Genomic DNA, 21,774 nt, shown 5'->3' with positions numbered 1-21,774 from the left:
GTAGCGCTTACGCTTACCGGGCCTGCATCGCTATCCCGCTTTTTGTGCGTTATGATGCTTCTCCATTTCAGGGAGAACGCTAATGAAACCACAGGTTTACCACGTCGATGCCTTTACCCCGGTCCCTTTTCGCGGCAACTCAGCAGGTGTGGTTTTACATGCTGATGGACTGAGCGACGCGCAGATGCAGCTCATCGCTCGCGAGCTGCGTCATTCAGAAACCGCATTTCTGCTGACCAGTGACGACAGCGATGTTCGCATCCGCTATTTCACCCCGACGGTCGAAGTTCCTATCTGTGGGCATGCTACCGTCGCCGCGCATTACGTGCGGGCCAGGGTGCTGAGTCTGGGTAACTGCACGGTCTGGCAAACCTCGCTGGCCGGACGTCATCGCGTGGATATTGACGCTACCGGGAACGACTATCGCATTAGCCTTGAGCAAGGTGAACCGGGTTTTGAACCTCCGCTGGAGGGCGCTGTTCGTACTGCGATTCTTGATGCGCTGCACCTGAGCGAAGACGATATGCTGGCAGGCTTACCCATTCAGGTTGCCACGACCGGGCATTCGAAAGTGATGATTCCACTGAAACCTGAGGTGGATCTCGACGCCCTTTCCCCTGATTTACCGGCTTTGACCGCCATCAGCCAACAAATTGGCTGTAACGGTTTCTTCCCTTTTCAAATCCGCGAGGGCGAAAACGCCACTGATGGCCGCATGTTTTCACCTGCTATTGGTATTGTGGAAGACCCGGTTACCGGCAATGCCAACGGTCCAATGGGCGCATGGTTGGTCCACCATGGGCTGATGGCGCATGATGGGAAAACGTTACGTGTTCAGGGGCATCAGGGCCGTGCGCTCGGGCGCGACGGGATTGTTGATGTGACGGTGACTATCCGTGAAAACCAGCCGAAAAAAGTCACCATTACCGGTTCGGCGGTGATCCTGTTTCACGCAGAATGGGCGATAGATTTTTAATTGTTCCCGAAAGCCGGATAAGGCGATGACGCCGCATCCGGCATGACTTTCCGATGCCCCTATTTCCCCGCCTCCGGATGCGTATCAAACGCCGCCATTACCGTCGCTAACTCATCTTCGGTAAACCCATGCTTCACGTCATCCACACCCAGTCCAAATCGTTCTTGCAACAACGCATACAAACTGGCGATGTCAGGCAAATTAATCTGCTCTACCGCATGTCCATCCTGATAATGGGTAAAGTGAAAATTGGTTAACGTTAATTTCCCGCCGTCGGGCAGATGACGGCACATCAGCAGATGATGGCGAAAATGTGATTGCGGCCAGTGTGCGGACCAGAAGTTGCCCATCAGATAATCGCTCTGATGCTGCACGACCAGATCGAAACGATACATTGACTGCCAGTGTTCGTGATGACGGAACTGGAGGATCCAATCTTCACCTTCCTGAATCAGCCTATATTCGCCGTGTGGCGTCTTCTGCTCAGTGTTAGCCTGCAGACGAATCGGCGCCGTCAGCGTTTGTCCGCCGAAACCAACGTCGGCGATCCACTGCTCTCCCTGCAATTCAACCAGCAACAGACGATGCGTGCGCGGCGGCAGGCTTGACGGATTTGCCAGTACCACGCGACCGAGAAGGCCACGTACGTTAAAACCGATTTCGCGTAGCGCGCGTTCAAACACGCCGTTCTGTTCAAAGCAATAACCGCCACGACGCGCCGTTACCAGCTTCTCTTCCAGCGACAAATCGTCAAGCTGCATCTCTCTTGGCAGTAATACGTCCAGGTTTTCAAATGGAATCGCGGCGTTATGCAGTAAATGCAGCGCTTGCAAGGTTTCAATGTTGACGTTGGCCGAATCTGACCAGCCAATACGGGCAAAGTAAGCGGTTAAAAAAGGCGTCATACGGAGTTCCTGTTCGATTAATGCAGTACTTATAACGTATTTTTCGTTTTACGCTGTCGATTTTGTGCGTTGTTAATTCCTGTGAGGCGACAAAATCGCTAATACCGTTAATATCTATGTTTATTGTGGTGTGTTATCTCTCAGCCAAGGAGCATCCATGAGCCATTTTCGTCCGATCGAATTAAAACATGCCAGTCGGCTACTCAATCATGGCCCAACGATATTGATAACCAGCCGGGATGAGCATACCGAGCGGCGAAATGTGATGGCTGCGGCGTGGTCAATGCCCGTGGAATTTGAGCCGCCGCGGGTAGCAATTGTTGTTGATAAGACCGCCTGGTCGCGGGATCTCATTGAACGTAGCGGTAAATTCGGCATCGTTATTCCGGGTATCGCCGCCGTCAACTGGACCTGGGCCGTAGGCAGCGTTTCCGGTCGCGTGGAAGATAAATTCAACTGTTACGGCATTCCCGTGGTGCAAGGACCAGTGCTAGGTTTACCGCTGATAGAAGCGAAATGTCTGGCCTGGATGGAGTGTCGCCTGTTGCCAGCCACGGCGGCACAGGAAAAATATGACACTCTGTTTGGGGAAGTGGTCTCCGCTGCCGCTGATGAGCGAGCCTTCGTGGAAGGACGCTGGCAGTTTGATGATGGCAAGCTCAATACTCTGCATCACCTTGGGGCAGGAACGTTTATCTCCAGCGGGAAACGCATTATCGCAGGTGAATGATAGTATGCTAACGGATGGCAGTTCTGCTCTGTCATCCGCAACTGTTTTCTTAAAACTTCTGAAAAACCAGTTAGATAAATTACTCACCCTTCCTTGCTGAATCATTCATGTGAATTATAGTTAATCTTGCACTAACGCAAATACCTAATCAAAACGCTATCCGTCAAAGCAGCATCCCCAACTGGACTTTTGAAGTGTCAGAGAGGTTTTACGATGCAACTTAATAGAATCGCACAAAGTTTTATACTTGCTGGGTTACTCACATCGTTTTCTGTTCCCGTTATGGCCGCTGAAGCCCCTAAAGACGCAACTGCCGCCACGCAACAAGCCAACAACGCGCTTTACAACCAACTGCCCTTCTCCGATAACACCGACTTTACCGACGCCCACAAAGGCTTTATCGCTCCACTCCCGCAGGACGTGATCAAAGGCGAACAGGGAAATGTTATCTGGAATCCGCAGCAATATGCGTTCATCAAAGAAGGCGACAAAGCCCCGGATACGGTAAACCCGAGCCTGTGGCGTCAGTCTCAGTTGATCAACATCAGCGGGCTGTTTGAAGTAACGGATGGCGTTTACCAGATTCGTAACCTCGATCTGTCAAACATGACCATTATTGAAGGTAAAGAAGGCATCACCGTTGTTGACCCGCTGGTCTCGGCAGAAACAGCCAAAGTCGGGATGGATCTTTACTTTAAAAACCGCGGTCAAAAACCGGTTGTCGCAGTGATTTACACCCACAGCCACGTTGACCATTACGGCGGCGTACGCGGCGTTGTTGATGAAGCCGACGTTAAAGCGGGCAAAGTGAAAATTTATGCGCCAGCCGGCTTTATGGAAGCCGCGGTCGCTGAAAATATCATGGCCGGTAACGTCATGAGCCGCCGCGCGAGCTACATGTACGGCAACCTGCTAAAACCTGATGCCAAAGGCCAGGTCGGCGCGGGACTGGGAACCACGACCTCCGCGGGAACCGTTACCCTGATTGCGCCAACAAATATCATTGAAAAAGATGGACAAAAAGAGGTCATCGACGGCCTGACCTATGACTTCATGCTGGCCCCGGGTTCCGAAGCACCGTCGGAGATGCTGTGGTACATCGAAGAGAAGAAACTGATTGAATCCGCGGAAGATGTTACCCACACCCTGCACAACACCTACTCCCTGCGCGGGGCCAAAATTCGTGAGCCGCTGCCGTGGTCCAAATACATCAACGAAGCGATTGTGCGCTGGGGTGATAAAGCCGAAGTGCTGATGGCGCAGCACCACTGGCCAACCTGGGGTAATGACAAGGTGGTCAGCCTGCTGAAAAGCCAGCGCGATCTGTATCGTTACATCAACGACCAGACGTTACGCATGGCTAACGAAGGTCTGACCCGCGATGAAATCGCCGCCAATTTTAAGCTGCCGGACTCACTGGCCCATACCTGGGCTAACCGCGGTTACTATGGTTCCGTGAGCCATGACGTAAAAGCGACCTATGTGCTCTACCTCGGCTGGTTTGACGGCAACCCGGCAACGCTGGATGAGCTGCCGCCGGAAGAGTCTGCGAAGAAATTTGTCGACTACATGGGCGGTGCGGACGCCATTTTGCAGAAAGCAAAAGCCGACTATGACCAGGGCAACTACCGCTGGGTGGCACAGGTGGTAAGCAAAGTCGTATTTGCCGATCCAAATAACCAGGCCGCGCGTAATCTGGAAGCGGATGCGCTGGAGCAACTGGGTTATCAGGCTGAATCCGGCCCGTGGCGTAACTTCTATCTGACCGGGGCGCAAGAGCTGCGAAACGGCGTAGTCAAAGGCCCAACCCCGAATACCGCCAGCCCGGATACCGTTCGTGCTATGACGCCGGAAATGTTCTTCGATTATCTGGCAGTGCATATTAACGGACAAAAAGCGGGTGATGCGAAGTCTGTATTTAACATCGATCTTGGCAGTGATGGCGGTAAATATAAGCTTGAACTGGAGAATGGCGTCCTGAACCATACCGCCAATGCCGAAGCGAAAGATGCCGACGCCACTGTCACGCTTAATCGCGATACGCTGAACAAAATCATCCTCAAAGAAGTGACGCTGAAACAGGCACAAGACAGTGGTGATGTGAAGATTACCGGTGACGGCGCCAAGCTTGATGCCATGCTCGGCTATATGGATAAATTCGAATTCTGGTTCAACATCGTTACACCATAAGCACAACGAAAACGGGCGGAAATCCGCCCGTTTTTTCTTACATGCTGTAGCCAGGTTTTTTAATTAATCTCGCCATCTGCGGCGCAATTTCCGTATCCCACACGCCCTGCCACGCCTCTGGCTCAACTTCATTGAGCGCCACGCTGACTGAACTGTCTTTGCTTTGCAAATGGCGAATAATAACCTCGGAAATATCCGCCGCCAGGGCGGTTTTTTGTTCGTCGGTAAGAGCGCGAGGAAAACATTTAATATCAACGTGCGGCATAGCAGATTCCTTATAGTTTTGGATTGCAGGTAACTTATGCGGACTCTCGTTCTACCAGATGAAAACCGACATCAATAATATCGTCTTCACGCGGAATTTTTTCGATACGATCGGCAAGCAGTGAGGCGGCGCGTTGCCCGATGGCCCGTCTGTCGACGCTGACGGTGGTGATGGCGGGCCGGTTGCTGGCAGCAAAATCCAGATCGCCAAAACCGATTACCGCTAACTCTTGCGGCACGCGTATACCGCGGCTCTCGGCTTCCATGATCGCCCCCTGAGCTAACGTATCTGAGCTACAGACAATGACATCAAACTCGCGATCCGCCAATAGCTGCGTCAATCCTGCGCGCCCCAATGCCAGAGAGGCCGGAAGCGGGACATCCACCTGTGCGTCAGCCGCAATACCATGACGACTCAACGCATCGCACAGTCCTTGTTTACGCTGGCCTGCCCGGCGATCGGCTGTCCATAACAACCCCGGACGTCGATAACCTTTTTCCAACAGATAGTCTGCCACCGCCTGCCCGACCTTTTCATGCGAAAAGCCGACCAGCATATCGATGGGTGTTGGGGTTAAATCCCAGATTTCCACGACCGGGATGGCCGCATTAAGAATCACCTTTTTCAGCTCGGCGGTATGATGAATACCGGTAAGTACTACGCCATCCGGGCGACGAGAAAGCAGCGTCGCCACCAGCTCCGCCTCTGTTTGCGGCGTATAACCCGACACGCAGAGCAAAATGTGGTATCCGCGTTCTGCCAGTTCATCACTTAATGACTGGATGGTATCGACAAACATATTGTTGTTAATTTGCGGAATAACCACGGCGATAAGCTTGCTGCGACGTGATGCCAGTCCCCCAGCCAGTGCGTTGGGAATATAGCCGGTGGCGCGCACCGCCTGCATCACTTTTTCAACCGTTTTCGGGCGCACCATCTGCGGGGTATTCAACGCCCTGCTCACCGTCATGGGTGACAATCCCGCGGTACGGGCAACATCTTCCAGCGTGGGGGCGCGCGGAGGTTTGGGATTTTTCACTGTCGATGCCCTTGTCAAAAATCGCTGATTTATGCTGGCATTATTCATCATGATTTGGGCTATTGCCAGCGACTCTCGGCGATAACGCTGAGAAAACAGCAGCTTAGTTAATTATCGTTAATTAAAATGATAGCGCAATCACAACGGTTTGTGCATTTCTCCATAAAGTACTGGAATGTGACGTCGTTTATAATTTACCACCCTTTTCTCTCTGTATTTGTGAGCAATTGTTCAAATCGCAGTCAATTCGCTGGCGCAGTGATTGCGCTAACATTAAAAATGATAGCGCAATCATTTGTTATCACCAGGAGAGAACAATATGTCTTTAAGTGCCAATTCCGATGCCGTGACCTATGCCAAATCGGCCAACGCCAAAACCGCAGCAGAAACCGGTGACCGTATTGAATGGGTAAAACTGTCTCTGGCTTTCCTTCCGCTGGCAACCCCCGTGAGCGATGCCAAAGTGCTCACCGGTCGCCAGAAACCGCTAACCGAAGTCGCCATAATCATTGCCGAGATCCGCAGCCGCGACGGGTTTGAAGGTGTGGGATTTAGTTACTCCAAGCGGGCTGGCGGCCAGGGGATCTATGCGCATGCCAAAGAAATTGCCGATAACCTGTTAGGCGAAGATCCAAACGATATTGACAAGATCTACACCAAGTTGCTCTGGGCTGGCGCTTCCGTGGGACGCAGCGGCATGGCGGTACAAGCCATCTCCCCTATTGATATCGCATTATGGGATATGAAAGCCAAGCGTGCAGGATTGCCGCTGGCAAAACTGCTTGGCGCACATCGGGACTCTGTGCAGTGCTACAACACCTCCGGGGGATTCCTGCATACTCCGCTGGATCAGGTGCTAAAAAACGTGGTTATTTCCCGTGAAAATGGCATTGGTGGTATCAAACTCAAGGTTGGTCAGCCAAACTGCGCTGAGGATATTCGCCGCTTGACCGCGGTTCGTGAAGCGCTGGGGGATGACTTCCCGCTAATGGTCGATGCCAATCAGCAGTGGGATCGGGAAACCGCCATCCGTATGGGACGCAAAATGGAGCAGTTCAATCTAATCTGGATTGAAGAGCCGCTGGACGCCTACGATGTTGAAGGCCACGCCCAACTGGCCGCCGCGCTTGATACCCCGATTGCCACCGGTGAAATGCTGACCAGCTTCCGCGAACATGAACAGCTGATCCTCGGCAATGCCAGCGATTTTGTGCAGCCCGATGCACCGCGTGTGGGAGGGATTTCACCGTTCCTGAAAATTATGGACCTGGCGGCTAAACATGGTCGCAAACTGGCTCCGCACTTCGCTATGGAAGTTCACCTGCATCTGTCCGCCGCTTATCCACTCGAACCATGGCTGGAGCATTTCGAATGGCTGAACCCGTTATTTAATGAACAACTTGAGCTGCGTGATGGCCGGATGTGGGTTTCCGATCGTCACGGTCTGGGCTTCAGCATTAGCGAGCAGGCGCGCCGCTGGACGCAATTAACCTGCGAGTTTGGCAAACGACCTTAATGTATTTGGCGGGTAAGCAATACCCGCCCTCCTCCCCTACAAAAACGCTCTCAACCTTATGAAAGGAGTGGGTGATGAACACAATAATAAAGCGCACAAAAGTGCGTTACGGCATTCTGATATTTCTGTTTCTTGCGACCGTATTTAATTATGCCGATCGCGCGACGTTATCCGTCGTGGCGCCGATTATGAGCAAAGAATTAGGTTTTGATCCTGAAGCTATGGGGCTGGCCTTTTCTGCCTTCGGTATTTCTTATGTCATTATGCAACTACCCGGCGGCTGGCTGCTGGATCGCTATGGCTCGCGTCTGGTATACGGCTGCGCACTGATTGGCTGGTCGCTGGTGACTATGTTTCAGGGTACCATTTATCTGTACGCCAGCCCGCTTGTCGTATTGATTATCTTACGATTACTGATGGGTGCGATTGAAGCTCCGGCCTTTCCGGCCAATAGCCGATTAAGCGTGCAGTGGTTTCCTAATAACGAACGGGGCTTTGTTACCTCAGTCTATCAGGCCGCGCAATATATCTCGTTAGGGATTATTACGCCGTTAATGACGATTATTTTGCATAATCTCAGTTGGCACTTTGTGTTTTATTACATTGGGGCAATAGGCGTTCTTCTTGGCATCTTCTGGTTGGTCAAAGTCAGAGATCCCATGCATCATCCAAAGGTGAACCAGCAGGAAATTGACTATATCCGGGAAGGTGGTGGTGAACCGTCGCTGGGTAATAAAAAAGAACCACAGAAGATTACCTTTGCGCAAATTAAAAGCGTCTGCGTCAACCGCATGATGATTGGCGTTTACATCGGACAGTTCTGCGTAACGTCAATTACCTGGTTCTTCCTGACCTGGTTCCCTACCTATCTGTATCAGGCGAAAGGCATGTCGATCCTCAAAGTGGGGTTTGTCGCCAGTATCCCTGCCATTGCCGGTTTTATCGGTGGATTATTAGGCGGCGTTTTCTCCGACTGGCTTTTAAAACGCGGCTACAGCCTGACGATTGCCCGTAAGCTGCCGGTTATCTGCGGGATGTTACTTTCCTGCGTCATCGTTATCGCCAACTACACTTCGTCAGAATTTGTGGTGATCGCGGCGATGAGTCTGGCGTTTTTCGCCAAAGGCTTTGGCAATCTGGGATGGTGCGTACTTAGCGATACCTCGCCAAAAGAAGTGCTCGGTATTGCAGGCGGCGTATTCAATATGTGCGGCAATATGGCCAGTATCATCACGCCACTGGTAATTGGCGTCATTCTGGCGAATACCCAGTCTTTTGATTACGCCATTCTGTACGTCGGTTCGATGGGGCTGATTGGCCTGATTTCTTATCTGTTTATCGTGGGTCCATTGGATCGTATTACGCTGACCCCTTCTGTCGCGTAATTTAAACTTATGGCGATAGTTCGCCCGCTGTTCCGGGATTTGCACTCCTGCGGAACAGCGTTTTTTTATTCAAATAATCTTATTGCTTTTCAGTACAGTACGCAGTCTCGGATGCTGACAAACCGCATCGGCGATGGCGCTAATATTCGGCGTGTTGTCCTGAAACCACTCATGCCCTGGTCCCCAGGTGCGCATAACGGCAATGTAAATGTCCAGCAGTGTTAGCTGATCCCCAAATGCGTACGGCTCGGCGCTTAGCTGGTTGTTCAGCCACATATAGAGGGATTTACGGTACTCGATACAGTTCTTTTTCAACTGAGCCGGGGCGTCCGGTACCCATCGATCAGGATAATCGGCATAGGTAAACGTGGGATAGACATTTGCCACCAACCATATCAGCAGACGCTGAAACTGCTGGCGTTCGGCGTGTCCAACGGGTGGTGAAAGTTCGGAGCGACGATCGAGGATCATCAGCGCGATCGCCGCCGTTTCCGTCATCACGCTGCCATTTTCCAGTACCAGCGTGGGCACCTGACACAGTGGATTCATTGTTTTAAGCAACTCTCGTGCAGGGCCATCGCAGTCAAAACCGTCCACATCAATAAAGCTGTAAGGGATATCCGCCAGTGTGAGCATCACTTCACTGATGGCCGATCCCCAGCCCGGCACCCCATAGACCTTAATCATGCTGCAACCCCAAAGTTAAAACCCTAAGTGTAGAGCATGTGGGGAGGTGATCAATTCTGGACCAACTTTTCAGAAATAGGGAGCGGACTATTCCGGCCTTTTTTTATTTGTATCAAAGAAAATTTAGATCGCTTTGTATCCTCATCGCACAAGATTGACGGGTGATTTTATAGGCGATAGCGTGGGTGCGGCGCGTAATTGATTAACACTACAGGACTTTAAATAGAATTTTCTTAAATGGAGTTTTAAACAAATGGCAATTCCCACGTATTTGTGGCTAAAAGACGACGGCGGCGCTGATATCAAAGGCTCTGTCGACATTCATGGCCGTGAAGGAAGTATCGAAATTATTGGCCTGAATCATGGCGTCATGCAGCCCACCGATAAACACAATGGCAAGGCAACCAGTCTCCGCGTCCATTCTCCCCTTCGTTCGACAAGGAGATCGACTCCTCTAGCCCGTATCTCTACAAGGCCGTTAGCTCTGGCCAGAAACTCAAATCCGCCGAGGTGAAATTTTACCGTATTAATAATGCCGGTCAGGAGGTTGAATACTTTTCCACCCTGATGGAAGGCGTGACGATTGTCAGCGTCTGCCCGATGATGCTGGACATCAAAGACCCGTGCTATGAGAAACATAATCACATTGAGCTGGTCGAGCTGTTGTACGAAAAAATCACTTGGCGTTATGCCGACGGTAACATCATGCACTCAGATAGCTGGAACGAACGCGCGACCGCATAAGGAGAAATACTATGGGATGGAAGTATGAGCAGTCGACCGGCAACATGTATAAAGACGGTAAACTGATAGAGAGCGGCTACTCCGGTTCACTTACCAATAAAAACAACCCGGACCGCCAGCAGGTTAAAGGACTTGGGCCGCTTCCGCGTGGAACGTATAAAATAGCGGGCCATTCAACCTCTAAAGGACCTGTGACCATCATTCTGGAGCAGACCTCCGGGGAGACTTTCGGACGTTCAGAATTCCGCATTCACGGCGAGCGCAAGCACGGTCCAGCGGGCTTTGCCTCGGAGGGTTGTATTATCCTCTCCTTGACCACCCGACGACTGATACTCCGCGATGGTGGCGACCTTGAGGTCGTTCGATGAAGCGCCTGTCCATTCTACTGTTGGCAGCGCTGTCACTCCCTGCGATGGCAGGAGCCACTGACTGGCCGGACGCATTCCGAGGCATTGCTGCTGGTGAGGTTCGATGGCTTGAGCAGGTTCCGGCACTAGCAGCAGTTGCCGACGTTAAACAGGCTCAGATACTTGAGGATTCGCTCGCGGCGGCACTGACAGCAAACACCACCGGCGCACTGAGGGCGTTAGACGTTCTCGACGCCGGACACTGGCCCCACATGATTGGCTCCGATATCGTATGCACCCCGCCGACGGAAACCCCGGACAAGGTGGACGCATTTTACCAGCGGACGCGTCAGGCACTACTGAGCACGGCTGCTGGGGCAAAATGCCTCTGGATTCTTGAAGCCTCTTATGACGAACTGAAGACAGACAACGCCCGCAAGGTTAAGTAAGATAGCCAACCCGATCATTGGTCATCACATGGCCGTTTTTTCTTCCGCTTACTTTTGATTTTTAGGTAGGCAAAATCGTCGTCACTGTATAACCTCTGTGCGGCACAGCATTGTGCCGCAATGTATCTCAAAGCACTTTCGACAAAAACTGCTGAGTGCGCGTGTGGCATGGATGATTCAGCACCTGCTCGCTGCTGCCCTGCTCGACGATTTTGCCATCGACCATAAACACCACCTGATCTGCGACTTCTCGGGCGAAGCCAATCTCATGCGTTACCACAACCAGCGTGGTTCCCGACTTCGCCAGCGCTTTAATGACATCCAGTACTTCACCGACCAGTTCAGGATCCAGTGCAGATGTAGGCTCATCAAACAGCATGACGCGCGGATTTAGCGCCAGCGCACGGGCAATAGCGATACGCTGCTGCTGACCGCCGGATAAGTGACGCGACCAGGCATCGGCTTTATTCCGTAACCCTACCGCATCAAGCAGTGTTAATGCCCGCTCGGTGGCGGCTTTACGCGTTGCCAGTCCGTGCGCAATGGGCGCTTCAATCAGATTCTCCAGAACCGTTAAGTGCGGGAACAGATTAAAGTTCTGGAACACATAGCCGACGTTAACGCGCTGGCGCAAAATTTCCGCCTCTTTCAGCTCATACAGTTTGTCTCCCTGCCGACGATAGCCAATGTAATCGCCATCGATTTGAATAAACCCCTCATCGACGCGTTCCAGATGGTTGATGGTTCGTAAGAGTGTGGATTTCCCTGAACCGGACGGGCCAAGAATAACCGTTACCGTACCGGGAGGGATCTCCAGCGACACATTATCCAGCGCTTTGTGGCGACCAAAGTATTTGCTAACGCCGGTAATAGAAATATGGCCTTCAGGCGAGTGGGACATGGATGGCCTCCTGCTGTGGACGTTGACGACTGCGTTTTTCCGCACGCCTCACCCGGGTTGTGTTGATCGCTGAACGTCGTTCGCTGCGTGCCAATGCACGTTCAACCAGGTGCTGAATTAACGACAGGACGCTGGTGATCACCAGATACCACACCGCACCCACCATCAGCAGCGGGATCACTTCCTGCGTGCGGTTATAGATCATCTGGATGGTGTAGAACAGCTCCGGCATTGCCAGCACATATACCATCGCCGTCCCTTTCGCCAGGCTGATGATTTCATTGAATCCAGCAGGCAAAATGGTACGCAGCGCCTGCGGCAGAATGATCCGCAGCGTACGTCGCCCTGCCGGTAAGCCCAGTGCTGCCGCTGCCTCGTACTGACCGTGATCGACCCCTAAAAATCCACCCCGAATAATTTCAGCGGTATAGGCGCTTTGTACCAGCGTCAGGCCAACCACCGCAGTGGAAAACTGACCGAGTACATTGATGGTCTCAAAACTTCCCCACTGAATGGGAGTGAACGGAATACCAATCGTCAACGTGTCGTACAGATAGGAGAAGTTGTACAAAACGATCAGCACTACAATCAGCGGTAACGAACGAAACAGCCAGATGTATCCCCATGCCAGACCGTTCAACAGCCAGGAAGATGAAAGCCGCGCCAACGCCAGCAGACCGCCGATGAGAATACTCAACAGCGTCCCGATCAGCGTCAGTAACAGCGTTTGCCCGAGGCCGGACAAGATAACCGGATCAAAGAACCAGCGGGCAAACACGCTCCATTCCCAGCGCGGATTAAACGCCACGGACTGGAGAATTACCGCAAGGGCAAATAAGGCAATGACCGCGCCTACGGTACGCATGGGATAACGTGCCGGTACGACTCTAATGCTATCTGTCGTTTTCATTTTCTCTCCTCAGGCGATTCTGGCCTGACCGGCAATAGTCAGCAGTTTGGTAAAGCGCAGCCGTCCATCAAACGGCGGCAGGCTGTACTCTTCGGGATCGCGCGTCGTATCAAATTGCGGATCGTAGCCCTGGCTTAAATAAAGTCTGACGGCCTCCGGCTGGCGAAATCCCGTGGTCAGATAAATCCGGCTGTAGCCTGCGAGCAGCGCTCTACGTTCCAGTTCCTGCACCACGCGCGCCGCCAGCCCCTGCTGACGCAGGCTGCTTTTTGTCCAGATACGCTTAATCTCGGCGGTGTCCTTGTCGTAAGGTTTGTAAGCTCCGGTGGCGATAATTTCGCCCCGGCGCTCCAGTACCACAAAAAGTCCCTGCGGCGCCATATACCATTCGGTCAGTTCCACTTCAGCGTCGCGAGAAAAGTAATCGCCATAGCGGGCGGCATATTCACCGAACAGACCGTTCAAAATGGGCTGCAGCTCGCTGGCTTCCGGTGAGAGCACGCGAAATTGATCGCTCACGATGACCTCCTTAGTCGCCTAAACCGGCCGGGTTGATTTCAGATTGTGGAATGCGTTCCACCCCTTCTCCCCAGCGATTCAGAACCTTGTCATAGTCGCCGTTGCCAATCACGCCGTTGAGGGCGGTTTGTACCGGCAGAACCAGACCGCTGTCTTTTTTCAGCGTCACAGCGATATGTGCCGCTTTTGGCCAACCGCCATCAACGCTACCCACTAATCGCGTTTTACCGTTGAGTGCAGCTTTCCACGCGCCGATTACATTAGGACCGAAGTAGGCATCGGCGCGGCCTGACTGTAGGGCCAGGGTTTGCGCGGCATCATCTTTGGTATACACCGGCGTAAACGGCTGTAACCCTTTCTTCACGTTCTCATCGTTCCAGGCCAACAGAATCGCTTCCTGGTTAGTCCCCGAACCGACGATAATGCGTAGTCCTGCGATATCTTCCGCCTGCTCGATTTTCTTCAGCTTGCTACCGGTTTTGACATAAAAGCCAAGAGAGTCCTTCCGATACGTCGCGAAATCGAATTTTTCTTTGCGTGCTTTGGTGACGGTAATATTGCTGATCGCGGCATCGTATTTGCCGGAAGTGACGCCCAGCGGCCAGTCTTCCCATGATGTAGGTACAACGTTGAGTTCCAGCCCCAAACTGTCAGCCACCAGACGCGCGATATCCGCCTCGCTGCCGATCAGCGTTTTATTGTCATCGGCAAAGACGGTCAGCGGCGGCTGGCTGAGCCCGGCAATCGCCACGGTGAATTTACCCGGTACGGCCAGGTGCAGGTTTGCGGGTAACTGCGCAATCGCCTGCGGATTTTTTACCGTATTAATCGGCGCTTTATTCGCTTCCAGGCTTACGCCCGTGCCGTTAATCGTCACCTCATTTGCCCAGACGGTAGCGCTGAAAGCCAGTGACAGCGCGAGGAATAGTGATTTTTTCTGCATAGCGTTTTTCTCTTATTGTGTGAATTGATTTGCAGGTGTCGCTAATCCCAGGCTTGCGCGCAGGGTCGTACCGGGATATTCATGGCGGAACAGACCGCGCGCCTGAAGCTCGGGGACAACCTGTTCGACAAACCGCGGAAAGGTATCCGGCGTGCCACCCTGGATGATAAAACCGTCTGCGGCTTTTTCGTCGAACCACTGCTGCAGTCCGTCGGCAACCTGTTGTGGCGTGCCGCTGAAACGCGGACGAGGACTTGCCGCTTCCAGAGCAACCTGACGAAGTGTTAAACCACGCTCGCGTGCGTTGCGCTTGATCTCATCAGTCGTACTGCGAAAGCTGTTTTGTCCGAGAGAGCCCAGATCCGGGAACGGTGCGTCCAGCGGATATTGGGCAAAATCATGATGTTCAAAGTAGCGGCCAAGATAGTTCAGCGCGTCAGTAACGGAGACCAGCGCAGCGGTAGTCTGATACTGCTGCTCAACGTCCTCTGCGCTGTCGCCAACAATAACGCTGACGCCCTGGAATATATGCAGTTGATCGGGATGTCGTCCGGCCACTTCCAGCTGGCTTTTTACTTCCTGATAGAACGCTTTAGCCTCTGCCAGCGACTCCTGATGGGTAAAAATGGCATCAGCATGCTGCGCCGCTAATTTCTTGCCATCTGCTGAAGCTCCCGCCTGAAATATAATCGGACGGCCTTGTGGCGTACGCCCAATATTTAACGGTCCGGCGACCTGGAAATAATCTCCATGATGGTTAAGCGTATGCAGTTTTTGCGGATTAAAAAATTCCCCACTTGTTTTATTACGGGTAAAAGCATCGTCTTCCCAGGAATCCCACAGCCCTTTCACTACCTGTAAATATTCATCGGCAATACGATAACGCTGGGCATGCTCTGGATGCTGAGCGCGAGAATAGTTTTTTGCCGATCCTTCCAGAGGAGACGTAACCACGTTCCACCCGGCGCGCCCCTGGCTGAGATGGTCCAGACTAGCGAACTGCCGTGCGGTCGTAAACGGCTCGCTGTATGATGTGGACACTGTGCCAACCAGCCCCAGATTCTGAGTGATGCTGGCCAAAGCGGATAATACTGTCAGCGGCTCAAAACGATTTAAAAAATGCGGGATTGATTTTTCATTAATATACAGACCATCGGCGACAAAAATAAAATCCAGCTTCCCTTTTTCCGCAATAAGCGCCGTCTCTTTGACAAAATCAAAATTAATACTGGCATCAGCCTGAGCCGCTGGATGGCGCCATGCGGACATATTTCCCGATGCGCCATGCAGAATAGTGCCGAGCCGTAGTTGTCGATTTTCAGCCATAATAACCCCTACCCAACAGGTAAACTTAAAGGTGTGCGAATGCCGTTTTTGCTAACTGCGTAAAGTAATGCGCGGCAGGTTCAATTAAACGCTCGTCCGGATTGAATCCCGGGTGATGTAATCCGTATTCACTGGCGCTGCCAATACTGACAAATGCGCCAGGCGTATTTTGCAGGTAGACAGCAAAATCCTCCCCGCCCATATGCAGGTCGGCATGGTGGGTGGTATAGCCTGACTGTTTCGCCACCGCGGTGGCAATATCGGCCCAACGATCATCATTTACCAACGCGGTTGGTCCCGCATGCCAGGTTACGTCGATTTGTGCGCCAAAGGCGTGGGCAAATCCGGCGGCGATGTCATTAACCCGAGCCTTAACCTGCTGCTGTACCTGGTTTCGGTGCGTTCTGAGTGTCCCTTCCAGCTCAACGGACTCCGGCAGAACGTTCCATGTGTTTCCTCCCTGAATACGGGTCACGCTGAGCACCACCGAATCCAGCGTGTTAACGTCGCGGCTGGCAACGCTTTGCAGCACTGTTACCAGTTGGCTGGCAAGCAGGATGGCATCCTTACCTTCATGAGGACGCGCTGCATGTGCGCCCTTGCCATTTATGCGCAGCACGAAGCGATCAACATTGGCATAAAATGCGCCGCCGCGTGTGGCAAATTCGCCCACCGGCAAACCCGGCTCATTGTGCATACCGAAAATAGCCGCTACGTTTTGCAGAGCACCGGCGCGGATCAACGTTTTTGCGCCGCCGAAACTCTCTTCAGCTGGCTGAAACAAAATACGTACTCGCCCCGGTAAGGTTGTTTCCTGTTGTTTTAGCAGCAGTGCTGCACCAAGCATGACGCTGGTATGGACGTCATGCCCGCAGGCATGCATCACGCCCGGCGTGAGGGAGCGAAACGGAACGTCGGCGCTTTCTTCTATCGGTAGCGCGTCGATATCCGCCCGCAGCGCGATGACATCTTCCCCCTGACCAATTTCCGCGACCAGACCGGTTTTCAGCTCGAATGGCAGAATGTCGACGTCCGCAGCGTGCAACCAGGCGTGAATGCGCGCCGTGGTTGCTTCCTCCTGTAGAGAAAGCTCCGGATACTGATGTAGTTCACGACGCCAGTCGATAAGCGTTGAGCCGAGAGTCATCAGAGCACCTCCACGGCATTATGAGCTTGCGCCAACAAACGCAGCGATGTCAGACGCGCATGCCCTTGCGCCACTGGCGTGTCGATAATGAATTCGTCAATGCCAAATTGCGTATGCAGAGCATTCAGCTTTGCCATCACCTCCTGAGCGGTGCCGTGTAGCAACGCCTGCTCACGACGCGCGATTTTGCGTGGTGGGCTGCCAGACTGAGCGGCAAACGCCAGCGCCTGTTCTTCGCTGGCTACCGTGACACGTTGACCATCTTCCAGCTCCACGCCCCAGAGTTGTACGTTTTCCGCCAGTTGCGCAGCGGTGCCGTAACTGTCAGCCACAATCACCTGCACGGCGACTATCGTCGGGCGTGCACTGTGGGTCTGCCAGAAGGACAAAACGTCATGCAATAACGCTTTGTCACCATTGAGGTGCGCTGCGAAGATGAAATTCCAGTCGGATTGCGCTGCTAACTGCGCGCTTTGCACACTGGCTCCCAGAACAAACTTTTCCGGTGGTATCGGTGGAATTGGCGTCGGGAATACCGTCTCCCCGCTTTCCGTTCCGCTCAGCGCCAGCCAATCGTTAAGCAAAGAAAGCTGGTCGGCAAAACTGCCTTTTTCTTCCTGATGCAGCCCATGCTGTAACGCCTGGGTCGACAGCGGTAAGCCGCCAGGGGCTTTCCCTACGCCGAGATCGACACGTCCAGGAGCCAGCGATGCCAGAAGATTGAAGTTTTCCGCCACTTTGTACGGGCTGTAATGTTGCAGCATCACGCCGCCGGAACCTACGCGGATATGCTGGGTTTGCCCGAGGACCCAGGCGATCACCAGCTCCGGCGATGGGCTGGCCAGCTGTGGCGTATTATGGTGTTCCGCGATCCAGAAACGATGGTACCCCCACTCTTCTGCCTGTTGCGCCAGGCGCAACGTCCGGGAAAGCGCGGTCGCGGCAGTTTCACCTTCCCCGATGGGGCTTTTATCCAGAATACTCAGGCGATATGACATGTTACGAGCCTATGTTTGTTAACATGTCTTTATTATTAATTTATCAAATAGCCATACTGAAACATTTAATTCACATTTACTCAGCTAAAAAGTAGATAACAGCCCCTGTCGCTGCCAGGGTTAAAATTTGGATCGCCCAGTACTGGTTGTAACGCTAAACAGAAAAACACCCGCAATTAATAGCCTACAAAATATAATAGGGTCGTTGGCATCACGGTAATAGCATCAAAATCATTTCATGCCAGTTTTCTTTTTACGAAAAGGTTTTTTAACGCGATTTACGTTAAGTCAGTTTAAACGACTTGTCACGTTATGCGCTTGTATTAATTGTTTCACTTTTATGACACAGGATGAATGATTTACATAGGAATTTTTATTTTAACTACTTCCACAGAATTGATGATTAGTAGAGAATGCAACGTTTCTTATTAAAACGGTTTAAAACAGATTTTAATATCCCCCGATTTTATTGCGGGGATTTTTGTATGGATTATACATAGCACCATGGGACCTCTATGAAAAGTAACATGCCCGTTACACAAATTGAGCACGCACTTAACGATAAAGCGACGCTGCTTTCTACGACGGATAAAGAAAGTCATATTACCTACGCCAACTCCGCGTTTATTGATGCCAGCGGATTTAACGAACACCAGTTAATGGGCGAACCGCATAATATTATTCGCCATCCCGATATGCCTCCCGCGGCGTTCGCCGATATGTGGTACACGCTACAGCAGGGAGACAGCTGGACGGGGATGGTGAAAAATCGCCGGCAGAATGGCGACCATTACTGGGTTCGCGCCAACGTTACGCCGGTCTGGCACAATGAAAAACTCACCGGCTACATCTCGGTGCGTACCGTTCCTTCGCGCGATGAAATAACTCAAAGCGAAAGCTTATATCATAAAATTAATAATCAGCAGCTTAAAGGATTTCGACTTTTTAAAGGCATTGTCATTCGTCGCGGAATATTGTCATGGGCATCAATGTTTAAATGGCTGAGCATTAGCCAGCGCGTCAATTATTCTTTAGGGGTAATCGCCCTGCTCGCTGTTCTATTTCTCTTCGCTCCTGTTAATCCATTTATTCAGGCGGGAGGGTTGCTGTTCTTATTTCTGATGCTTGCTATTTACCTTAAGTATCAAATTTGTCAGCCAGTTAATACGCTACTGACGCAAATGAAGAAAGTGGTCTCCGGGAGAAAACCTGATAACTGTCATTTAAATCGGGTGGATGAGATCGGAATGCTGATGCGTCTGGTTAATCAGTCCGGGCTTAATCTGAATTCCCTGGTCGATGATGTCAGTACGCAAATATCCGGTATTCGCGCCATCAGTCAGCGGGTATCAAAAGAAGGTACGGCGCTGCACAAGCGTTCAGAAGAAACCTCTGCCGACCTGCAACAAACCGCTGCCGCCATTGAAGAAATTGGTAGCGCCGTACAGCAAACTGCTGAGACTGCGGCTCATACTATGACCATGGCCGATAAAACCAGCGCCAATGCGGCAGAAGGCGGCGATATTATGAAACAAACTATTGCCATGATGCAGGCGATATCGCGTGACAACGGGCAGATAGTCGACATCATCGGCGTTATCGACAGTATTGCTTTCCAGACTAATATTCTGGCGCTCAATGCCGCGGTTGAGGCCGCGCGAGCCGGGGAGTCCGGGCGTGGATTTGCCGTTGTGGCGGCAGAGGTCCGTAATCTGGCGCAACACTCGGCGTCTGCAGCAAAAGAGATCAAACAACTGATTGAGAAGAACGTCGCCAACGTCAATAGCGGCGTCAAAATGGTGGAGCAAACGGAAACGCATCTCACTGGGATGATTGGCGATGTCCTGCAGATGTCGATGATGATCAAAGATATTAGTCTGGCGACGCGTGAGCAAACCCAGGCGCTGGATCTGATTAACGATTCGATTTCACGCGTTGGCACCATGACACACAATAACGCCGAGATGGTGGAGCGTGTCACCGATGCTACCGCCGATCTGACTCAACGTTCATCGCGCTTACAGCAGGCCGTTCAGGTCTTTGGCGTATCAGCATAACCTTACGGCGCTTATCGGATGAATGTCTCGATAAGCGCACACCTTTCCACGTATTTACACCCTTCTCTTTTATTGGCTGAATCGAGGCCACACCGCGCCAGTGCTGGCTGTACAAAATGCTGAATTCTTGTTATCGGGGCTTTGCGGAACCGAACAATTGAATGTAGGATGCTCGGCCGGCAGTTTTCCCCCATAACACAATGAAGGGTAAGGCTGTTTTCGCCGCAGCTGGTGCGGCAAAAAGGATTTTGTATTTTTGTCAGGTCAACAGGAAAAGTAATGAACACAAACAACACGCAAGCCGCGGAACAACATGCGGCGAAACGACGCTGGTTGAATGCCCACGAAGAGGGGTATCACAAAGCGATGGGTAATCGACAGGTACAAATGATCGCCATTGGCGGCGCAATTGGTACCGGGTTGTTTTTAGGGGCTGGCGCACGCTTGCAGATGGCGGGTCCCGCTTTAGCGCTGGTTTATCTGGTGTGCGGTATTTTTTCGTTCTTTATACTGCGCGCGCTTGGTGAACTGGTTTTACATCGCCCTTCCAGCGGCAGCTTTGTCTCCTACGCTCGTGAATTTTTAGGTGAGAAAGCCGCCTATGTGGCTGGCTGGATGTACTTCATCAACTGGGCGATGACCGGCATTGTCGATATCACCGCGGTGGCGTTGTATATGCATTACTGGGGCGCATTTGGGGATGTACCGCAGTGGGTGTTCGCCCTCGGCGCGCTGGCTATTGTCGGCACCATGAACATGATCGGCGTGAAGTGGTTCGCGGAGATGGAGTTTTGGTTTGCACTGGTCAAAGTGCTGGCGATTGTGATTTTCCTGGTGGTGGGTACCGTCTTTTTAGGCACTGGAAAGCCGCTGGATGGTAACGCCACCGGTTTTCACCTGATCACCGACAACGGTGGATTCTTCCCACATGGCCTGCTGCCGGCGCTGGTACTGGTTCAGGGGGTGGTTTTCGCATTTGCCTCTATTGAACTGGTGGGCACTGCCGCTGGTGAGTGCAAAGATCCGCAAACCATGGTGCCAAAAGCGATCAATAGCGTTATCTGGCGTATTGGTCTGTTCTATGTCGGTTCTGTGGTGCTGCTGGTTCTGTTACTGCCATGGAATGCCTATCAGGCGGGGCAAAGCCCGTTTGTTACCTTCTTCTCCAAACTGGGCGTGCCGTATATCGGCAGTATCATGAATATTGTGGTGCTCACCGCGGCGCTTTCAAGCCTTAACTCTGGACTGTACTGCACCGGACGTATTTTACGTTCCATGTCGATGGGCGGATCGGCACCGAAATTCATGGCTAAAATGAGCCGTCAACAGGTACCCTGGGCTGGGATCCTCGCCACGCTGGTCGTCTATGTCGTCGGGGTATTTCTGAACTATCTGGTGCCGTCACAGGTGTTTGAGATCGTGTTGAACTTCGCGTCGTTGGGCATTATTGCGTCGTGGGGCTTTATCATGGTCTGTCAGATGCGTCTGCGCCGGGCCATAAAAGAAGGTAAAACGGCAGACGTCAGCTTTAAACTGCCGGGCGCTCCGTTTACCTCGTGGCTGACCCTACTGTTCCTGCTGAGTGTGCTGGTGCTGATGGCGTTTGACTATCCAAACGGCACCTACACCATCGCGTCATTACCGTTGATTGCCATCCTGCTGGTTGCAGGCTGGTTCGGTGTGCGTAAACGCGTCGCGGAAATCCACCGCACCGCGCCATAATGGCTGAAGGCCTGACAG

At 52.3% G+C, this 21,774-nt stretch carries 20 protein-coding genes and 1 pseudogene; 10 read left to right on the top strand and 11 right to left on the bottom strand.

Translation table 11 applies throughout. The features are described from left to right. Positions 1-82: 82 nt before the first annotated feature. On the top strand, positions 83-976 hold the full coding sequence (locus tag OGY06_RS03360; protein ID WP_149280955.1) for a PhzF family isomerase: 894 nt from the start codon (positions 83-85) through the stop codon (positions 974-976). A 59-nt stretch (positions 977-1,035) separates the two neighbouring features. Here the strand turns inward: OGY06_RS03360 and nhoA are convergent, their stop codons facing one another. Further along, entirely contained in the window at positions 1,036-1,881 is an 846-nt protein-coding gene (nhoA, locus tag OGY06_RS03355; protein WP_003833052.1) for an N-hydroxyarylamine O-acetyltransferase, read from the bottom strand. A 157-nt stretch (positions 1,882-2,038) separates the two neighbouring features. On the opposite strand from nhoA, the gene OGY06_RS03350 reads away from it, so the two are divergent. Beyond that, positions 2,039-2,611 (top strand): flavin reductase family protein, encoded by a 573-nt coding sequence (locus OGY06_RS03350; protein ID WP_003833054.1) that lies wholly within the window; start codon positions 2,039-2,041, stop codon positions 2,609-2,611. Between the two features lie 213 nt (positions 2,612-2,824). Then, on the top strand, positions 2,825-4,801 hold the full coding sequence (locus tag OGY06_RS03345; protein WP_003833056.1) for an alkyl/aryl-sulfatase: 1,977 nt from the start codon (positions 2,825-2,827) through the stop codon (positions 4,799-4,801). A gap of 37 nt (positions 4,802-4,838) precedes the next feature. Here OGY06_RS03345 and pptA read toward each other — a convergent pair whose 3' ends face one another. Beyond that, positions 4,839-5,066, bottom strand: a complete 228-nt coding sequence (pptA, locus tag OGY06_RS03340; RefSeq protein ID WP_003833058.1) for a tautomerase PptA — start codon at positions 5,064-5,066, stop codon at positions 4,839-4,841. Positions 5,067-5,100: 34 nt separating this feature from the next. After that, on the bottom strand, positions 5,101-6,105 hold the full coding sequence (locus OGY06_RS03335) for a LacI family DNA-binding transcriptional regulator (RefSeq protein WP_286586181.1): 1,005 nt from the start codon (positions 6,103-6,105) through the stop codon (positions 5,101-5,103). Between the two features lie 319 nt (positions 6,106-6,424). On the opposite strand from OGY06_RS03335, the gene OGY06_RS03330 reads away from it, so the two are divergent. Beyond that, on the top strand, positions 6,425-7,621 hold the full coding sequence (locus OGY06_RS03330; protein ID WP_032943493.1) for an L-talarate/galactarate dehydratase: 1,197 nt from the start codon (positions 6,425-6,427) through the stop codon (positions 7,619-7,621). 74 nt (positions 7,622-7,695) lie between these two features. Continuing rightward, positions 7,696-9,006, top strand: a complete 1,311-nt coding sequence (locus tag OGY06_RS03325) for an MFS transporter (RefSeq protein WP_003833063.1) — start codon at positions 7,696-7,698, stop codon at positions 9,004-9,006. A 69-nt stretch (positions 9,007-9,075) separates the two neighbouring features. On the opposite strand, the gene OGY06_RS03320 is transcribed toward OGY06_RS03325, so the two are convergent. Next, positions 9,076-9,693, bottom strand: coding sequence for a glutathione S-transferase family protein (locus tag OGY06_RS03320; protein ID WP_286586179.1), 618 nt, complete (start codon positions 9,691-9,693; stop codon positions 9,076-9,078). 253 nt (positions 9,694-9,946) lie between these two features. On the opposite strand from OGY06_RS03320, the pseudogene OGY06_RS03315 reads away from it, so the two are divergent. From OGY06_RS03315 to OGY06_RS03305, 3 genes and pseudogenes are all read left to right on the top strand, one after another. After that, positions 9,947-10,437 (top strand): annotated as a pseudogene (locus OGY06_RS03315) (Hcp family type VI secretion system effector). An 11-nt stretch (positions 10,438-10,448) separates the two neighbouring features. Continuing rightward, positions 10,449-10,805: a tlde1 domain-containing protein gene (locus OGY06_RS03310; protein WP_003833068.1), complete on the top strand. Its 357-nt coding sequence runs from the start codon at positions 10,449-10,451 to the stop codon at positions 10,803-10,805. Further along, positions 10,802-11,233 (top strand): hypothetical protein, encoded by a 432-nt coding sequence (locus OGY06_RS03305; RefSeq protein ID WP_286604689.1) that lies wholly within the window; start codon positions 10,802-10,804, stop codon positions 11,231-11,233. Before OGY06_RS03310 ends, OGY06_RS03305 begins: the two co-directional genes overlap by 4 nt. A gap of 127 nt (positions 11,234-11,360) precedes the next feature. On the opposite strand, the gene OGY06_RS03300 is transcribed toward OGY06_RS03305, so the two are convergent. Genes OGY06_RS03300 through OGY06_RS03275 form a run of 7 tightly spaced genes read right to left on the bottom strand, consistent with a single transcriptional unit; the run spans position 11,361 to position 17,977 of the window. Further along, entirely contained in the window at positions 11,361-12,134 is a 774-nt protein-coding gene (locus OGY06_RS03300; protein ID WP_003833073.1) for an amino acid ABC transporter ATP-binding protein, read from the bottom strand. Next, positions 12,118-13,044, bottom strand: coding sequence for an amino acid ABC transporter permease (locus OGY06_RS03295; RefSeq protein ID WP_003833074.1), 927 nt, complete (start codon positions 13,042-13,044; stop codon positions 12,118-12,120). The genes OGY06_RS03300 and OGY06_RS03295 overlap by 17 nt, the downstream gene beginning before the upstream one ends. Before the next feature lie 9 nt (positions 13,045-13,053). Next, the gene (locus OGY06_RS03290) at positions 13,054-13,563 is read right to left on the bottom strand and encodes a GNAT family N-acetyltransferase (protein WP_063940765.1); all 510 of its coding nucleotides are present in this window, start codon (positions 13,561-13,563) and stop codon (positions 13,054-13,056) included. Between the two features lie 10 nt (positions 13,564-13,573). Continuing rightward, positions 13,574-14,506, bottom strand: a complete 933-nt coding sequence (locus OGY06_RS23265) for an ABC transporter substrate-binding protein (protein ID WP_003833078.1) — start codon at positions 14,504-14,506, stop codon at positions 13,574-13,576. 12 nt (positions 14,507-14,518) lie between these two features. Continuing rightward, positions 14,519-15,832, bottom strand: a complete 1,314-nt coding sequence (locus tag OGY06_RS23260; protein ID WP_003833079.1) for an LLM class flavin-dependent oxidoreductase — start codon at positions 15,830-15,832, stop codon at positions 14,519-14,521. A 25-nt stretch (positions 15,833-15,857) separates the two neighbouring features. Continuing rightward, the gene (locus OGY06_RS03280; RefSeq protein WP_003833082.1) at positions 15,858-16,979 is read right to left on the bottom strand and encodes an amidohydrolase; all 1,122 of its coding nucleotides are present in this window, start codon (positions 16,977-16,979) and stop codon (positions 15,858-15,860) included. Continuing rightward, a complete protein-coding gene (locus tag OGY06_RS03275) occupies positions 16,979-17,977 on the bottom strand; it encodes an MsnO8 family LLM class oxidoreductase (RefSeq protein ID WP_286604685.1) in 999 nt (332 codons plus the stop codon). Before OGY06_RS03275 ends, OGY06_RS03280 begins: the two co-directional genes overlap by 1 nt. 515 nt (positions 17,978-18,492) lie before the next feature. Here OGY06_RS03275 and OGY06_RS03270 point away from each other — a divergent pair. Together OGY06_RS03270 and ansP are read left to right on the top strand one after the other, a co-directional pair. Further along, positions 18,493-20,034, top strand: coding sequence for a methyl-accepting chemotaxis protein (locus OGY06_RS03270; protein WP_003833086.1), 1,542 nt, complete (start codon positions 18,493-18,495; stop codon positions 20,032-20,034). Between the two features lie 279 nt (positions 20,035-20,313). Further along, a complete protein-coding gene (ansP, locus tag OGY06_RS03265; RefSeq protein WP_003833088.1) occupies positions 20,314-21,756 on the top strand; it encodes an L-asparagine permease in 1,443 nt (480 codons plus the stop codon). The last annotated feature ends 18 nt before the right edge of the window (positions 21,757-21,774 follow it).

This window comes from Citrobacter sp. Cpo147, assembly GCF_030332405.1.
Classification (GTDB): domain Bacteria; phylum Pseudomonadota; class Gammaproteobacteria; order Enterobacterales; family Enterobacteriaceae; genus Citrobacter; species Citrobacter portucalensis.
This window is presented reverse-complemented; position numbering and strand designations above follow the sequence as displayed.

Coding starts and splice junctions, on each gene's coding strand:
- OGY06_RS03360 (WP_149280955.1), top strand. CDS start 83: ATGAAACCACAGGTTTACCACGTCGATGCCTTTACCCCGGTCCCTTTT.
- nhoA (WP_003833052.1), bottom strand. CDS start 1,881: ATGACGCCTTTTTTAACCGCTTACTTTGCCCGTATTGGCTGGTCAGAT.
- OGY06_RS03350 (WP_003833054.1), top strand. CDS start 2,039: ATGAGCCATTTTCGTCCGATCGAATTAAAACATGCCAGTCGGCTACTC.
- OGY06_RS03345 (WP_003833056.1), top strand. CDS start 2,825: ATGCAACTTAATAGAATCGCACAAAGTTTTATACTTGCTGGGTTACTC.
- pptA (WP_003833058.1), bottom strand. CDS start 5,066: ATGCCGCACGTTGATATTAAATGTTTTCCTCGCGCTCTTACCGACGAA.
- OGY06_RS03330 (WP_032943493.1), top strand. CDS start 6,425: ATGTCTTTAAGTGCCAATTCCGATGCCGTGACCTATGCCAAATCGGCC.
- OGY06_RS03325 (WP_003833063.1), top strand. CDS start 7,696: ATGAACACAATAATAAAGCGCACAAAAGTGCGTTACGGCATTCTGATA.
- OGY06_RS03320 (WP_286586179.1), bottom strand. CDS start 9,693: ATGATTAAGGTCTATGGGGTGCCGGGCTGGGGATCGGCCATCAGTGAA.
- OGY06_RS03310 (WP_003833068.1), top strand. CDS start 10,449: ATGGGATGGAAGTATGAGCAGTCGACCGGCAACATGTATAAAGACGGT.
- OGY06_RS03305 (WP_286604689.1), top strand. CDS start 10,802: ATGAAGCGCCTGTCCATTCTACTGTTGGCAGCGCTGTCACTCCCTGCG.
- OGY06_RS03300 (WP_003833073.1), bottom strand. CDS start 12,134: ATGTCCCACTCGCCTGAAGGCCATATTTCTATTACCGGCGTTAGCAAA.
- OGY06_RS03295 (WP_003833074.1), bottom strand. CDS start 13,044: ATGAAAACGACAGATAGCATTAGAGTCGTACCGGCACGTTATCCCATG.
- OGY06_RS23265 (WP_003833078.1), bottom strand. CDS start 14,506: ATGCAGAAAAAATCACTATTCCTCGCGCTGTCACTGGCTTTCAGCGCT.
- OGY06_RS23260 (WP_003833079.1), bottom strand. CDS start 15,832: ATGGCTGAAAATCGACAACTACGGCTCGGCACTATTCTGCATGGCGCA.
- OGY06_RS03280 (WP_003833082.1), bottom strand. CDS start 16,979: ATGACTCTCGGCTCAACGCTTATCGACTGGCGTCGTGAACTACATCAG.
- OGY06_RS03275 (WP_286604685.1), bottom strand. CDS start 17,977: ATGTCATATCGCCTGAGTATTCTGGATAAAAGCCCCATCGGGGAAGGT.
- OGY06_RS03270 (WP_003833086.1), top strand. CDS start 18,493: ATGAAAAGTAACATGCCCGTTACACAAATTGAGCACGCACTTAACGAT.
- ansP (WP_003833088.1), top strand. CDS start 20,314: ATGAACACAAACAACACGCAAGCCGCGGAACAACATGCGGCGAAACGA.